This window comes from Paenibacillus sp. FSL K6-1217, from assembly GCF_045040735.1.
Lineage (GTDB): Bacteria > Bacillota > Bacilli > Paenibacillales > Paenibacillaceae > Paenibacillus_AQ.
The window spans coordinates 1,650,583-1,665,405 of sequence record NZ_CP150271.1 but is presented as its reverse complement, the minus strand read 5'-3'; the positions used below and the strand labels follow the sequence as shown (position 1 = coordinate 1,665,405).

The 14,823-nt window shown below is 53.0% G+C and carries 13 protein-coding genes; 8 read left to right on the top strand and 5 right to left on the bottom strand.

Annotation, left to right across the window (positions count from 1 at the left end; translation table 11 throughout):
- The first annotated feature begins 678 nt into the window (after nt 1-678).
- The 6 genes from MHH28_RS07120 to MHH28_RS07095 all read left to right on the top strand — a co-directional run bounded on the left by MHH28_RS07120 (nt 679) and on the right by MHH28_RS07095 (nt 7,567).
- Nucleotides 679-1,116, top strand: coding sequence for a GNAT family N-acetyltransferase (locus MHH28_RS07120; protein ID WP_405113410.1), 438 nt, complete (start codon nt 679-681; stop codon nt 1,114-1,116).
- A gap of 92 nt (nt 1,117-1,208) precedes the next feature.
- Complete coding sequence (locus MHH28_RS07115; RefSeq protein WP_405113408.1) at nt 1,209-2,585, top strand: extracellular solute-binding protein; 1,377 nt, start codon at nt 1,209-1,211, stop codon at nt 2,583-2,585.
- A gap of 170 nt (nt 2,586-2,755) precedes the next feature.
- Entirely contained in the window at nt 2,756-3,646 is an 891-nt protein-coding gene (locus tag MHH28_RS07110; protein WP_405113406.1) for a carbohydrate ABC transporter permease, read from the top strand.
- A gap of 18 nt (nt 3,647-3,664) precedes the next feature.
- Entirely contained in the window at nt 3,665-4,489 is an 825-nt protein-coding gene (locus tag MHH28_RS07105) for a carbohydrate ABC transporter permease (RefSeq protein WP_405113404.1), read from the top strand.
- 91 nt (nt 4,490-4,580) lie between these two features.
- The gene (locus tag MHH28_RS07100; RefSeq protein ID WP_405113402.1) at nt 4,581-6,368 is read left to right on the top strand and encodes a sensor histidine kinase; all 1,788 of its coding nucleotides are present in this window, start codon (nt 4,581-4,583) and stop codon (nt 6,366-6,368) included.
- Nucleotides 6,365-7,567 (top strand): response regulator, encoded by a 1,203-nt coding sequence (locus MHH28_RS07095; RefSeq protein ID WP_405113400.1) that lies wholly within the window; start codon nt 6,365-6,367, stop codon nt 7,565-7,567. The genes MHH28_RS07100 and MHH28_RS07095 overlap by 4 nt, the downstream gene beginning before the upstream one ends.
- A gap of 265 nt (nt 7,568-7,832) precedes the next feature.
- Here the strand turns inward: MHH28_RS07095 and MHH28_RS07090 are convergent, their stop codons facing one another.
- The 3 genes from MHH28_RS07090 to MHH28_RS07080 all read right to left on the bottom strand — a co-directional run bounded on the left by MHH28_RS07090 (nt 7,833) and on the right by MHH28_RS07080 (nt 9,738).
- Complete coding sequence (locus MHH28_RS07090; protein WP_405113398.1) at nt 7,833-8,585, bottom strand: GNAT family N-acetyltransferase; 753 nt, start codon at nt 8,583-8,585, stop codon at nt 7,833-7,835.
- A gap of 17 nt (nt 8,586-8,602) precedes the next feature.
- Nucleotides 8,603-9,436: a glutamate racemase gene (murI, locus tag MHH28_RS07085; protein WP_405113396.1), complete on the bottom strand. Its 834-nt coding sequence runs from the start codon at nt 9,434-9,436 to the stop codon at nt 8,603-8,605.
- Between the two features lie 131 nt (nt 9,437-9,567).
- On the bottom strand, nt 9,568-9,738 hold the full coding sequence (locus MHH28_RS07080) for a hypothetical protein (protein ID WP_340753466.1): 171 nt from the start codon (nt 9,736-9,738) through the stop codon (nt 9,568-9,570).
- A 93-nt stretch (nt 9,739-9,831) separates the two neighbouring features.
- On the opposite strand from MHH28_RS07080, the gene MHH28_RS07075 reads away from it, so the two are divergent.
- On the top strand, nt 9,832-10,362 hold the full coding sequence (locus MHH28_RS07075) for a GrpB family protein (RefSeq protein WP_405113393.1): 531 nt from the start codon (nt 9,832-9,834) through the stop codon (nt 10,360-10,362).
- A 7-nt stretch (nt 10,363-10,369) separates the two neighbouring features.
- Here MHH28_RS07075 and MHH28_RS07070 read toward each other — a convergent pair whose 3' ends face one another.
- Nucleotides 10,370-11,527: a C45 family autoproteolytic acyltransferase/hydolase gene (locus tag MHH28_RS07070; RefSeq protein WP_405113391.1), complete on the bottom strand. Its 1,158-nt coding sequence runs from the start codon at nt 11,525-11,527 to the stop codon at nt 10,370-10,372.
- A gap of 308 nt (nt 11,528-11,835) precedes the next feature.
- Complete coding sequence (locus tag MHH28_RS07065) at nt 11,836-11,958, bottom strand: hypothetical protein (RefSeq protein WP_405113389.1); 123 nt, start codon at nt 11,956-11,958, stop codon at nt 11,836-11,838.
- A 218-nt stretch (nt 11,959-12,176) separates the two neighbouring features.
- Between MHH28_RS07065 and MHH28_RS07060 the strand changes: the two genes are divergently transcribed.
- Nucleotides 12,177-14,723: a diguanylate cyclase domain-containing protein gene (locus tag MHH28_RS07060; RefSeq protein WP_405113387.1), complete on the top strand. Its 2,547-nt coding sequence runs from the start codon at nt 12,177-12,179 to the stop codon at nt 14,721-14,723.
- The last annotated feature ends 100 nt before the right edge of the window (nt 14,724-14,823 follow it).

Here is a 14,823-nt window from a genome sequence, read left to right as displayed (position 1 = left end):
AAGGAAGTTGCAGAGAACTTGGAGCAGCAACGAAGAACCCTCCGGCGTAAGGGGAACGGCATGGTTAGAAAGAGAAGGCAGTGAACTGGGGAGACCCTCCCCTGCACCGAAAAGAAAAGGTAAAGGGACCCTCTATAAACCCAGAAGGTGAAATGAGAGGTCTGCAGGAAGGGAGTCCGAGGGGCCTATAGTACCAAGTAACCGTAGGACAACATAACCTGCGGGAGGAAAGGGGCCCTACTTTGTTCAAGTTTATCCCAGAGGTACGAGTACGTGATTGCCCAAAGGGCTAACGACACGCAAGAAACGCTCAACAACTCCGTGGAGGAAACTAGCTCAAGGAGCCAAGGCCAAAGAGGCCGCATGCCCAAGAGTGACGAACATCGGAAAGCCGTATGAGGGAAAACCTCACGTACGGTTTGATGAGGAGGGGCTGGCCATACACCAGTCCTTTACTCTAGTCAGCAGTCTCCGGATTTTCACCGCAAAGAGGAATGAAAAAAATCTGGAGACCAGAGCGATTGGAACAACGTTTCGTTTACGGAGCGTCCACCCAAGTGCTTACGTAAATCCTACTCCTATTTAAGAGCTGTCCCAGGCAGTCAATTCATGGCTTCTGGGATAGCCTCTTGTTGAGCAAACAATAAATGACTATATAAATAAACGAGGTGACTCCAAGTGAATTCACTTATAACTGTAAGGCTCGCATCCGCTACAGATGCTGAAGCACTATCACGACTCAATCAAGAGTTCAACGGCGGTGAACCAAGACCCCCGGCCCAAATTATTGAACATCTACATACTAACCGTAACGAATGTATAGCCCTAGCAGAGTTGAACGGTATCATCGTGGGTTTTGGCTGCGCCCAAAGCCTGTATTCCTTTTGCTATGAAGAGCCCTTTGGAGAGATTACTGAACTCTATGTACAAGATGCCGCCCGAAGAAAGGGAGCTGCCAGGGCTATCATTGCTTGCCTGGAAGAGGAGCTTAGAGAACGCGGGGTGAGAAGGGTTAAGGTCCTGACCGGCAGAAGGAACGCTGCTGCGATTCGGACATACGAACAGTGCGGTTATGTGAAAGACGATGAACAGATGTTAGAGAAACCGCTTACCTAGAAAAAACAAACCTTATTTCTGCAGTTCCCACCTTGTTAGGAGCGCTCCGCGTGATGATAATTAGCTTATCACGACAGAGGGGGCTTTAATTAATGGTCAACAGAAAAATGAAGCAAACCGCCACCGTCGCGTTCGCCGCTGTAATGGCATTAAGCCTTGCTGCATGCGGGAACTCGAACAACAACACAGATACGAAGACGAAGGACACCGCCGCACCGAACGCCGCCGCAGGCAGCGGAAATGCCGCTGCAACAGACGCACCCAGCGACAAAAAGGTAACGCTTACCTTCCAGAACATCTATCCTGACCCCGCAACGCCCAATTACAAAATGATCCGCGAGCTGACCGATCAGTACATGAAAGACCATCCCAATGTGAAGATTGAACTGGACACGCTGAACACGGACCAGCAGAAGGTGAAGCTGAAGACACAGGCGGCGTCCAAGGAAGTGCCGGACATCACGATCGTCAACCCGGCGGCACAGATGAAACCGTTCGTCGATGCAGGCTTGTTCGCTCCGCTGAACGACATGCTTGATCAGAATGGCCTGAAGGACACGTACCAGAAGGGCCTGCTCGATTACTACAGCTTCGACAATAAGGTGTATGCCATCCCCGACGGTAACAACATTGAAGTCGTCTATTATAATAAAGACCTGTTCGCCCAGGCTGGAATCGCCGCCCCTCCGGCTACCTTCGAGGAGATGCTGAAGGATGTCAAGATCCTGAAGGATAAAGGCATCACCCCGCTGGCCATCGGCGAAAAGGATTCCTGGACCGGCTCGTTCCTGTTCATGAACATTCTGCTGCGCACCAACGGCGGTCCCGGCTTCCTGAAGGATGTGCTGGACGGCAAGAAGACCTTTGAAGACCCTGCGTTCATCGAAGCGGTTGACGCGTTCCAGGCGCTGGTTCAAGCGGGTGCTTTCCCTGACGGCGCAACCTCTATTGATGCCAATGCGGGCGGCAATATTTTCAAAACAGGCAAAGCCGCCATGTGGTCCATCGGTTCCTGGGAGACCGGCGCGATTGATGCTTCTCCGGTAGCCGGTAAAGTGGGAGCCTTCCAGTTCCCGACTGTGAACGGCAAAGGCGATCCCAACGAATTCATGCTCGCCCCCGGCAGCGCCTTCGCGGTATCCGCGAACAGTGAGCATCTGCAGGAAACCAAGGACTTCCTCAACTTCTTCGGCACCCAATATCCTAAGAAGCAATTTGAGCTGAAGAACGCTGTAGGGATCGGCCAAAAGGTAGACGGCGATCTCAAGGCTGCAGGGTATTCTGATCTGGCGGTGAATATTGCCGGACTGTTCAACCAAGTGAAGGGCGGCGACCTGGCGTTCGATAACACCATGAACCCTGCAACCGCACAGGTCCACCTCAGCAGTATCCAGAACCTGTTCGTCCAGAAGATGGATTCCAAGGCGGTAGCCAAAGAACATCAGGCAGCGTTTGAAGCCAACAAATAACCCGCAAGCCGCCATGTAACCTCAAAGCTGTCCTGCTCGATGCGAAGCAAGCTGATTCAGGCTACTTCGTATCGGGTTTATCATGCACTTTAATAAGTTAATGGCATTAATCATTAACACTATAAATTAATAGATAAAGAAGAATCTGCTTGATTAGGAGGCGGGAAAAGATGAAAGTCCTTAAGGTGCCGGCACGCACAATCGCCGTCTTCATTCTGCCATGTCTGCTGCTCTACGTGTGCCTGGTATTCGTTCCCATACTGGTCTCATTATATACAGGACTGCTGAAATGGGACGGTCTCACGACTGCACAGTTTGTCGGTTTCGGCAACTTCAAGAATATGTTCTGGAATGACCCGGTGTTCTGGCCCTCTGTGCGGAGAACGCTGCTGTATGCCGTGGCTTCCATGCTAGAAATCCCGCTCTGTCTGGGGATGGCCATTCTGCTTAACCGCTATCTGCGCAGAGCCAACACGCTGGTGTCGGTCTACTTCACGCCGGTGATCTTATCGGTCGTTATTATTGGACAACTCTGGAAAACTATCTATAATCCCACCTCCATGGGGGGCATGCTGAACGGGGTGCTGGTATCCCTGGGTCTGGAGAGCTGGACGCACAACTGGCTGACTGAGCCGAACATCGCCATGTATTCTCTGTATCTGGTGTCTCTGTGGCAGTATTTCGGCTACCATCTGCTGATCCAGTATACCGGGGTGCAGAACATTCCCGATGAGCTGTACGAAGCAGCCCGGATTGACGGCGCAGACGGATTCAAGGCGGACCGTTACATTACGCTGCCGCTGATTGTCCCGATTTTCAAAATATCGATTATTCTGGCCTTTATCGGCTCCTTGCAGGCCTTCGATCTCGTTATGGTCATGACCGGCGGCGGTCCGGCCCATGCAACCGATGTCATCTCCACCCATATGTATAACAGCTCCTTCCTGTCCTTCAAGTATGGCTACGGCAGTGCGATTGCAACGTTCCTGGTGGTGGTCTGTCTCATTTTCACCGGCATTATCAACATGATCTTCAACCGGCTTGAGCGAAAATTCGAATAGGAAAGGAGTGCGCGGACCATGAAAAAAATTAAAAAAGGAATCGTGTATCTTCTTTTTGCCATTCCTGTCATTACCCAGCTCTACCCGTTGCTCTGGCTGCTGCTGTACTCTCTGAAGACGAATGAGGAGATTCTGGACGGGAGTTTCTTTTCTTTACCGCGAAAATTACAGTGGCACAACTACTACGAGGCCTACACCTCGGGCAGTTATCTGAAGTATCTCTCGAACAGCGTGTTCGTTACCGCGCTTACGATGATCTGTGTCATTCTGCTGGCCTCGATGGCGGCTTATGCAATCTCCCGGTTCCGGTGGAAATACGGCAATGCCGTGATGACCATTTTCCTGATGGGGATGATGATCCCGATGCAGGCTACGCTGTTGCCGCTGATGATTATTTTTAAAAACATGCATATTCTCAACACCCACTGGTCGCTGATTCTGCCGTACATCGCGTTCTCAACTCCCATCGCTGTGTTCATATTGAGCGGCTTCATGAGAGCTATTCCCCATGAGATCGAAGAATCGGCGTTCATCGACGGGGCGAGCGTGTACCGGATTTTCCGCAGTATTATTCTTCCGGTGTCGGTACCGCCTGTCATGACCGTCTGTATCTTAACCTTCATCAACATCTGGAACGAGTACATCCTGGCCGCCACGTTCATCTCGTCCGAGAAACTCAAAACCCTTCCATTCGGCGTCTACACCTTCGTGAGCCAGTATTCGGTCAACTATGGGAATATCGGAGCCTTCCTGGTGATGGGCGCGCTGCCGGTCATTCTGATCTACTTTTTCCTGTCCAATCAGATTACCAAAGGGATGGTGGCTGGAGCAGTGAAGGGATAGGGTACGGCGTGCCGAATTCCCTCATTGCATAAAAATGGAATAGTTTTATAATAGGAAACGGCAGAACAAGGTGCGTAAAGGGGAGAGTCCTATGAAGCTCGGCTTTCATTCCATTCATCATCGGTTGTTCTTGCTGTTTCTTTTTTGCATGTCCAGTATTCTGCTTATTGTCAGCCTGCTGTACTATAACCGGACTACAGACCAATTGCATGAGAAGATCGGTGATTTGTCGCAAAAAAACGTCGCCCAGAGCGCAGGCTTATTCGCGCTTCTCTATAAGGGGTATGACGCTTTGTCCAAGTCGCTCAGCAATAACTTCGAGATGATCCGCCTGATTAATGAGAAGACGGACGGGCCGGCGGTGGCCTATATCAATGAGCAGACGGTGACGAACATTATCGGCTCGATTTTTTATTCGCGGGACGATCTGGTGGGCATCCATGTGATTACGGACCGCGGCAAGATCTACAACTACGGCAACTATATGAATGTGGTTGATCCGAATTACGCGCAGGAGGACTGGTACCGGCAATTGCAGGCTTCTTCAGGGAAAATGGTCTGGCTCGGGGTGTACCCGCATTCCCTGATCGACCAGGTGGAGGACAGTCCGGTCTTCGCCTTCGGGCGGCAGCTCTATGACCTGAATGAGCATAAGCCCATCGGCATCGTGCTGTATGAGACGGACCCGCAGCCGGTGCTGGACGCGCTGGAGAATCTGAAGCTGGGCACGCACAGCCAGGTCTACCTGATGTCCCCGGATGGACGGTTTGTCACCTCCGCTACCGACCCGCAGCCGGACGCTGCCCGTCTGCCGAAGCTCCCTGCCTCGGAGCAGGTGATGGTTCAGCAGGAGCGGGGGCAGCTGATTGTGGCGTCCAAGCTGTCTTTCTCGGGGTGGTGGGTGATGAGTATTACCCCGGACAAGGATCTGAATGTAGAGCTGGTGGAGCTGAAGCGTTATCTGCTGATTGTCATCTCGGCGCTGATCCTGGTCTCCACGCTGATTGCTTCGATCGTATCGCAGACCATCTCTTCGCCGCTGAAGAAGCTGATCCGCGAGATGCGGCAGGTGGAGGTGGGGAATTTCCGCGGCATGGTCAAGGTCGCTTCGTATCAGGAGATTAACATTCTGGTCGCTTCCTTCAACCGGATGGTCCGGCGGATCGAGGAGCTGATTGAGCGGGTTAAGCTGGCCTCGGTCAGCGAAAAGAATGCGGAGCTGCATGCCCTGCAGTCTCAGGTGAACCCGCATTTTCTCTACAATACGCTGGATATGATCTACTGGATGCTGGATGAGGAGGGCAATGAGCAGCTTGGCGAGCTGGTGCTCTCTCTGTCCTCCATGTTCCGTTACAGCAGCCAGTGGGAAGACGGGGCCGATGTGAGTCTGAGCGAGGAGCTGGAGCAGATCGGGCATTACCTGAAGATTATCTCGATCAGGCTGGAGGGCCGCCTTGTAATCGTGACGGACGTCGATGAACGCTGGCTGAATATCCGGGTTCCGAAGATGACGGTGCAGCCGGTCATTGAGAATGCGGTCAAGCATGGACTGGAGCCGCTGGGGCGGCAAGGGATTCTGAAGGTCTATACCAAGCAGGAGGAGGAACGTCTCTTATTGATTGTGGAGGACAACGGGGACGGAATGAATGGGGAGCAGCTGGCAAGGCTGCAGGAGTCGCTGAATGTGGACAGTCCGGGTTGTCCGGGCTCCGGCGGTAGGGAGGGCGGCACCAGGGGGATCGGGCTGCAGAACCTGCACCGCCGGCTGCGGTTCATGTTCGGGGAAGGGTATGGGCTGCAGATTCAGAGCTTCCCCGGTGAGGGCACGCAGGTGGCTATCGTACTGCCGATTTCAATGAAGGGAGGACAGCCGAAATGAATATTCTTATAGCCGATGACGAACGGGCCATCCGTGAAGGAATCAAGCGCACGATCAAGCAGATTAGTGCGGAGCATCAGGTGTTCGTGGCAGACCGGGCCGAGGAAGCAGTGAAGATCCTGGAAGAGCAGCATATCCATATCGTGCTGACCGATATTCTGATGCCGGGCATGAACGGGCTGGAATTCATGAAGATCTCGAAGCGCCGGTATCCGTATATGAAATGGATTGTCATCTCTGCCCATAGCGAATTCTCATACGCCCAGGAGGCCGTACGGCTCGGTGCGCGGGACTATCTGCTGAAGCCGATAGGCAAGCATAAGCTGACCGAGCTGATCGATAGCCTGACGACCGAAATCCAGCAGGATCACCGGATCTCGCGGCAAGGTGAGCGGCTGAAGACCAGTCTGCGGTTCCTGCGCGAGGGGGTTTTTCAGCGTCTGGCCTCGGGTCTGGATATCGGAAATCTGGACATCGACGCGTTCATTGAGGATTACCATTCCTTCTATCTGGTGATGATTCAGCTGGAGCCGGGGGATCAGAGCGCCCGGCTGGAGCATTTCATTGTAGAGAATGTGCTGTCTGAGCTGATCGAGCGGTATGGGCGGGGCTTCGTAGTCAGCTATGACCGCCAGCAGCTGCTGGGCCTCATCACGCCGGGCGGGAGCGTCCGGGTAGAGGAGTTCCAGGAGGAGGTGAAGAAGCATCTGACGCATTATTTGAAAATCCCTTTTCAGATCATCCATTCCGGGCTTAGCTGTGACTTCCATGCCGTGCCGGAGATCGTGAAGCGGATGCGGGAGGCTTCAGCCTTCCAGGGCCCGCCGCTTGCGCCGATGAAGGGGAGCGGAGAGAAGGCGATTGAGGTGGCGCTGCACTATATTAAGGAGCATTTCCACGAGGAGCTGTCTCTGGAGAGAATGGCCTCCGTGGTGTTCCTGAATCCGGCGTATTTCAGCCAGCTGTTCAAGCAGAAGACGGGGCAGGGGTACAAGGAATACGTCACCTCCCTGAGGCTGGAGCAGGCGAAGCTGCTGCTATTGAATCCGGGGCTGAAGCTGGCCGACATTGCGGAGCGGGTGGGCTACCAGGACATGCGCCATTTCACTCAAATGTTCCGCAAGAAATACCAGCTCACCCCCACAGAATACCGCCAAGCGGAGAGCATTAGCATTCTTAGGAGCAGGGGTACTCTGTGATGATGTCTGCCACTTCGATTCTTCCGTTAATCAACAGCTCTAGACTGCCTATCCACCCAAAATCTAACGGACTGGAGAGATCTTATCCCCGCGAAAACGCCAACTTTTGCAGCTTAACGGACTCAGGCGGCCTTATAGTCTCTCTATGAGACGTTTCGGAGCTGACGTGCAAAGGATAAGGCCTGTGGAGTCCGTTACTCGCCCAATTGGCGAATAAGCGCATCTCAGTCCGTTACGCTAAGCCAAACGCCCTTGAAGAACACCATCAATAATTGACCCAGTGCTCCAGTGTGACCGCGCGGGTAAGGCCGATAGATTCGGCCAGACGGATGGAGGCGAAATTGTTCTCCAGCACTTGATATCTTGGAATGTAGCCCCTTTGCAGGGTATGATATACAGCTGTGCGGACTACGCGCTGTGCCAATCCCCGTTGTCTGGCAGCTTCTGCGGTATGTACGCCGCCAATCTCCCAGATGCGCTCCTCATTGCGGTACACCATACATGTGCTGAGTGGGGTGTCCCCCTCAAATAACGACACAGCGAATGCTCCGTCCGCAAAATATTGCGTGATCTCCTCTAACGAATAATCATTCGCCATCCACAGCGGCAGCAGCCGTTCGTCGATCGTCTCACTGACAACGCAGGCCTCATCTGCACTGAACCTCTGGCCTTCGGCCGAAGAATAAGAGTAGAGGCTACGGACCCTCCGCAGCGTAAAATACGGCTCCAGCGCCTGACGGTACGCATCCTCCTGAAGCTTGAACACCAGCTTGGCATCCTTCGGCAGCAGCTTCAGCAGGGCAGGGAAGACCTCAGGGCTGCTGTAATCCATAAGCACAACGGTGTCGGCTTCCGGGTAGGTCCGGTGATCATAGGCGAAGGTTGCGGCAGGCATAAGCAGCAGCACCCCCCACTCCTCCTGTTGTTCAATCAGAACACTGTCGATCTGGGCATGATACGCCGTCAGCATTTTGAGCAGCGTTACATTCTTCAGCGGATTCCGGCGCAATCTGTCCATTATGGCTGTATAGTGACTCAAGTTAGATCGCTCCCTTTGCTCAGACTACTCTCTGTAAACTCTGTAACCGATGGTTCCATGTCATCCAGCCGCTCGAACAGACCCTTATACTTCGATAAGAGGGCGGAATCGGCTACCTGTACATTGGACCTGTAAAAAAGGATATCGCCCGTACCCTCGTTGATCCGGCCTCCCGCTTGAAGGATCTGCTTCAGGTGTCTGGCAGTTCCGAGACTGCCTGAGATGAAGTTAACCGTATCCGGGAATATCTTCCGCAGGCTCCCCTCGAAGTAGGGGAAATGGGTACATCCAAGGACCACCGTGCTGTACCGCTCAAGGTCCAAGTGTGCCAGCTCACTTTTCAGATAGGGAATAATTCTCTCTTCGTCAAAATCAAAGCGCTCCGCAAACTGGACCAGCCCGGGAAGCGGCAGACTGTCTACAATCTCCCCGTGACCGATACGGTGCACCAAATCATGATACTTCTTCTCCTGCAGCGTTAAGCGGGTGGCGAGTACCAGCACCTTCTTCTGCTTGCCCTCCGACTGTTCAACCGCCGGCTTCACGGCCGGCTCGATTCCGAGGACCGGGAAGTCATACCGCTGCCGCAGCTCCTCAATGACAATGCTGGTGGCTGTGTTGCAAGCGACAACCAACGCTTTTATAGGCTGCCGGGCCATGAAATCCACCGCTTGCAGGATGTATTCCCTGACTTCGTCTTTCGTCTTCTCCCCGTAGGGAACATGGTCTGTATCAGCATAGAAGAGGTAGTCCTCTTGCGGCAAGAGCTTAAGCGCCTGATGAAGCACCGTCAACCCGCCAATTCCGGAGTCAAAAAATCCAATTCGCATACGTCCACTCTTTCCTTGATGATTCTATTACTATGATTTGATTTATAGTATAACTGCTCTGCCCGGCAAAAGACCAGGCTGCCCGTTCTTACCTTGGGGAAGCCTGGTCTGCAAGCATATCAAAACGGTAATCAGCTCTCGTTCTTAGTAACGCCGTTCAGACTCGGCACGACATCTGCTGCTTTATCAGGAGTCACCATCTGGGGGATTTCACTGATGCTGGCGTGATTCTGCTGGTTGTTCTTACTGTCGGCACGGTTGTTAGCACGGTCATGCTTCGGGTCTGCACTATTCTTGGGCATACTGTTCACCTCCGTCTCTGTGGGTTAGTATGAGATAGCGGTTTGTATTTTATCCCAGTGGCGGATAGAGGTTATGGCCGAAGGAGGAGAATAATGATGGCTGAGAAGACCAAGGTGGTTGAAGTGGTTCCTTATGATCCGGCCTGGAAGGCGGAATATAGCAGAATTGAGGCGCGGATGCTGGAGATCGTCGGAGATCTGATTATCCGGTCTGAGCATGTGGGCAGTACCTCGATTGAAGGACTGTGGGCCAAGCCTGTGATTGATATCGATCTGGTGATGGAGAGCTATGACCAGCTGCCGGAGATTATCCGCAGGTTGCAGGCGTTCGGGTATGAGCATCAGGGCAACCTGGGCATTGAGGGCAGGGAGGCTTTTAAGAATAGCCAGGATGACGGATTCATGAAATACCATCTCTATGTGTGTCCCAAGGACGGCAAAGGTTATGTGGAGCATGTGATGTTCCGTGATTATCTGCGCAGCCATCCCGCTGCCCGGGAGGAATATCAGGCGGTCAAGCAGCGGCTGGCTGAAGAGTATCGTTATGACATTGATGCATATTGTGACGGGAAGACCGCGTTTGTGCAGTCTATTCTGCGGAAGGCGTCACAGCAGCAAGAGTGAGTGAAGGCTACCGGGTATGGGTCCAGAATCCCTCAGCGGACGGCTTGTCCGGCAGCACTGCCTCGTATACACGCATTCCCGCCGGGTCATGGAACCCGAAGGTTCTCCAGCCGTTCAGCTGTGGGGAACCAAAGCAGATATGCAGCTCGCGGGCTGTATTGTCACAGACCATGGACCATAAGGTGCCTAAGCCTTCGCTGTAATGATGACAGCAGATTCCTTCGGGATATTCGCGTCCTGCGGCAGCTTTCATGGCTTCTACAGGATTGATAGGCGTGTTGTCGTCCATAAGTGCTGCCTGCAGCGCCTCATATCTAGTCCATGAGTTCTCCATGACTTGCTGATTATGTCTCAGCATAGAGGGCAGCGTATAATGGTTGGCTGAGAGCACAAGCTGGTTTGAGCTGATGCTGGCAGCAGCCGGGTAGTACTGGATCGCTTTCTCAGTACCAGCCGTCTCCACGAGGGCGATGTTCCCTTGGGCGTCAGAGATGAGGAAGTTTCTGTAATCGGCCACCGGTATGCTGCGCATGAGCTGGACTGCTTCTTCCGCCGTAGTACACTGATCCAGCAAGGCCCGGACTACACCTGGAAAAATAAAGCCCTCCCCAATCATCTCTGGCCGTACTCTCCCCGAGGTGGTGGTTACGGTAAGTCCTGCCTCATTCATCCCGTCATAACGTCCGAACAGCTGCAGCGCAAAGCCGGTATGCGCCGGTTTGCCCTTCACCCGGGTGGTGCTGAGCAGCAGCTGATTATACGGCTCATCCTCCCAGCCAAAATCATAATTACGCATATGACAGATATGTCCGCTCTGACCCGCACTCGCTCCGGTTCGATAGGCTGCCTGTGTGCAGTGGCCCTGCGACTGGAAGTAGGAGTAGTAGAATACGACATGGGCAGCTTGGGCGCCGGTCTCATCGGCGAAGCCCTGAATTTCTTCATTCAAGCCGGGGCAGTAGCGTTCGAAGCTCTCCATGGCTTTGTCCGCAGCATATGGTGTCAGCGGAGATCCTCCCATGAAGGGTGAGGACAAGAAGGATAGCATGGCGGAGTTATTCTTATAATGGGCGCCCAAGGCACGTCCAACCTCATAATAAGTGCCTTCAGTAACGAGATGTGAAAATTGTGCGGTTTTGCGATGTAACAGGGGATTGGCATCCATGTGAATGTTCCTTCTCTTTCGTTATTCTCTGCGCAGAGTAGGTTCATTATAACGGGCGTATAGATCAGGCGGCAAAGCCCGCTTCGCCTCAAATCCCCTGATGCGCAGCCAAGCGGCGAAGTGCTGTTATGAATTAGTCACATTTTCACTGGAATAGAAGGAAATACTTGTATTATTGAGGTTTTTAAGGTAAATTATTGGTAAGACTTTCGGATTACAATTCTTCCGGAAGTATAAGCTAATACATGGTATATGCAAGCCGAAGAGGAGCATTTCCCCCAAATGCTCCTTTTTGCGTGGGCAGGTAGTTAAGGTGCGAATGAAACGGTCTGAAGCACATAACGGATCACGAAGAAGGCAATGATCAGTATGGAGAATACGCCAAGAAGCACAGATACCAGGTCTTTGCCGGAACGTTGAACTCGTCTCATAAAGGTCACCTCGGAGTATCGGAGTATGGGAATGAATTAGTCGTCAAAGGTTATGCGCTATCCACCCATATTATACATAATTATTCCAAGTCTGTAATACAAGCCAAAGCAGACGGTGCAGACCAAACTTATGTTTGTTATTGCTGCCCAAAGTAAGTTAGAATAAACCTACGCCAAAACAGCTTAGAAATATTTACTTCAATGGAGGCTTTACACCTATGTCAGATTTTAATATAGAACGTGAGAATCAGCCGCTGAACCGGACCCTGCTGAACGAAGCAGGATTGGACCCGAAGGAACCCGTAGATCTTAATAACTGCGAGAAGGAGCCCATCCATATTCCGGGGCTTATTCAGCCGCATGGTGTATTGCTGGCCGTAACTCAGGACACAGCCCATCGAATTGTCCAGGCCAGTCTGAATACAGATAAGTTACTGGGAACAGCTGCCGAAGCACTGTTAGGCACGCCTATGGCTGACCTGGTAGGCCCGGATCAGCTGGAGATGCTGCTTATTCGCAGTGTGAATGCGAAAGAAACTGCCGATTTGCAATATATTGTGATCCAGATTGAAGTCGCGGGTGAGCCGCAGGACTTCTTCTGCATCATTCACGAAAGTGAAGGTCTGATGATCGTTGAACTGGAGCCTGCCTCCATCGATCAGAGCGACAGCTCCAATGACTTCGACTGGATTCGCACGTTCTTCGGACGGCTGAAGCATACGGCGAACCGGCTGGAAGCCAGCCAGGCCGCCGCAGAGCAGGTGAAGGAGATGCTGGGCTTTGACCGGGTTATGATCTACGAGTTCGATGAACAGTGGAACGGCAAGGTGATTGCCGAAGCCCGTGAGGCGGGGCTGGAGCCGTTCCTTGGCCATCATTATCCTGCGTCTGATATTCCCAAGCAGGCGCGCGAGCTGTATCTGCGTAACTGGCTGCGGACGATCGTCGATGTGAACTATCTTCCGGTTCCGATCACCCCGGTACTGCAGCCGCTTAGTGGTAAACCCCTGAACCTTAGCTTGTCCATCCTCCGCAGTGTATCTCCGCTGCATATTGAATACTTGCAGAATATGGGGGTAGGCGCAACGACCACCATCTCGCTGATTAATAATAACAAGCTCTGGGGACTGATCACCTGTCATCACTATTCCCCCAAGTATGTCCCGCACCGTATCCGTAATCTGTGTAATTTCCTGGGCGCCTTCTTCTCCAGTGAGCTGTACCAGCGTCAGCAGCTCGACAATTATCAGACGGAGCTGGAGCTGCGAACCAAGGCGATGAGAATTGTCGATATTTTCACAGGTAACGTCAGCTCTTCCCGGGTGATTGAACAGCTCGGCGATGAAGAGCAGACACTGCTGGGTATGATGGAGGCTTCCGGCGCAGCTGTGTGTTATCAGGACAAGCTGATGCTGTTCGGAGTAGCACCCTCCCAGGAGCAGGTGCGGGAGCTTGCCGGCTGGCTGGCAGGGAAATCGAAGGATTACACCTACTGCACCTCCAGGCTCAGTCTGGAATATGAATCAGCTAAAGCTTACAAGAATAAAGCCTCCGGTGTCATCTATCTCGCCCTGACTCCAGGACATCAGAATTACATGATCTGGTTCAGGCCTGAGGTGGTGGAGATAGTGGACTGGGCCGGAGATCCGGCGAAGGCTGTCATTCAGGAGAATGACGGTATGCGCCTCTCTCCCCGCAAGTCCTTTGAGAAATGGCGGCAGGTAGTTCAGTCCACCTCACTTCCGTGGAGAGAGCAGCATCTTAACATTCTGCCGCAGCTCAAATCTATACTGCGCGGACAGACCGAGAACCAGCTGCGTCAGGCGGAAGAGCAGGCCCTGCAGAACGCCCGCAGTCTGCGTCATAATGAACAGCGGTATCTGCAATTGATGGATCTGTCTCCCGTAGCCTTCTTCATGATTACCGATGATGTGATTGCCTACTGCAATAACCGCGCAGTGGAGCTGATGGGTGAAGAGAAGGGCAAATCACTCATCGGGGAGCCGTTCCTGAACTATGTGCAGGAGTCCTACCGGCCAGCTCTGAAGCAGCACTTCTCAGACCTGAGCCGGAATGTCACCCAGTTCGTATCCGATCAGGGCCAATTCATCAGCGGGGACGGGCAACTCTTGGAATCGAGCCTGAGTCTGGCTTCTGTCATTCATGGCGGTAAGCCGTCGATCATGGCTGTCCTGAGCTCAGGGACCGGAACGGAAGGCAAACGCGAAGCGTATGCCGATGCGGCTACGCAGATGCAGAGCTATCTGACTACGGATTCCCTGACGGACCTGCCGAACCGGCAGGCGCTTGAGCGTGAACTGGATCAGCGGTGGCAGGATAACCTGAATACCAAGGAACCCTTGCTGGTGCTGTCCATTGACATCGACGATTTCCATTCTTACAATGCTGTACACGGGCTGAAGGGCGGCGATCTCTGTATTCAGTCCGTAGCTGATGTGCTGAATATTATCAGCATAACGCACGGCACCTTCGTGGCCCGGTTCAGCGGGGCGAACTTCATCCTCACGATGGCCGGAGCGTCCGCCTCCCAGGCGGAGCAGTTAGCTGAATCCGTCCGCCAAGGCGTCTATGATCTGCAGATTCCCCGCGACCGGTTTGAAGAGGAGGGTGTGGTCACTGTAAGCATAGGCGGACTGCTGAAGGTCCCTGCCCCAACAGACCGCCCGTCTGATTATATCGCCAAGGCCGAGAAGGCACTCTACGAGGCGAAATCTGCCGGCAAGAATCAGGTCGTATTCTATTAGCACGCCGTGCCTCTGTGCACATCCCGACAGAAGCCGGATGAGTCCATACAGGACTTGTCCGGCTTTTTGGGTATCCATTACGTCCGATATGTCCAATCCC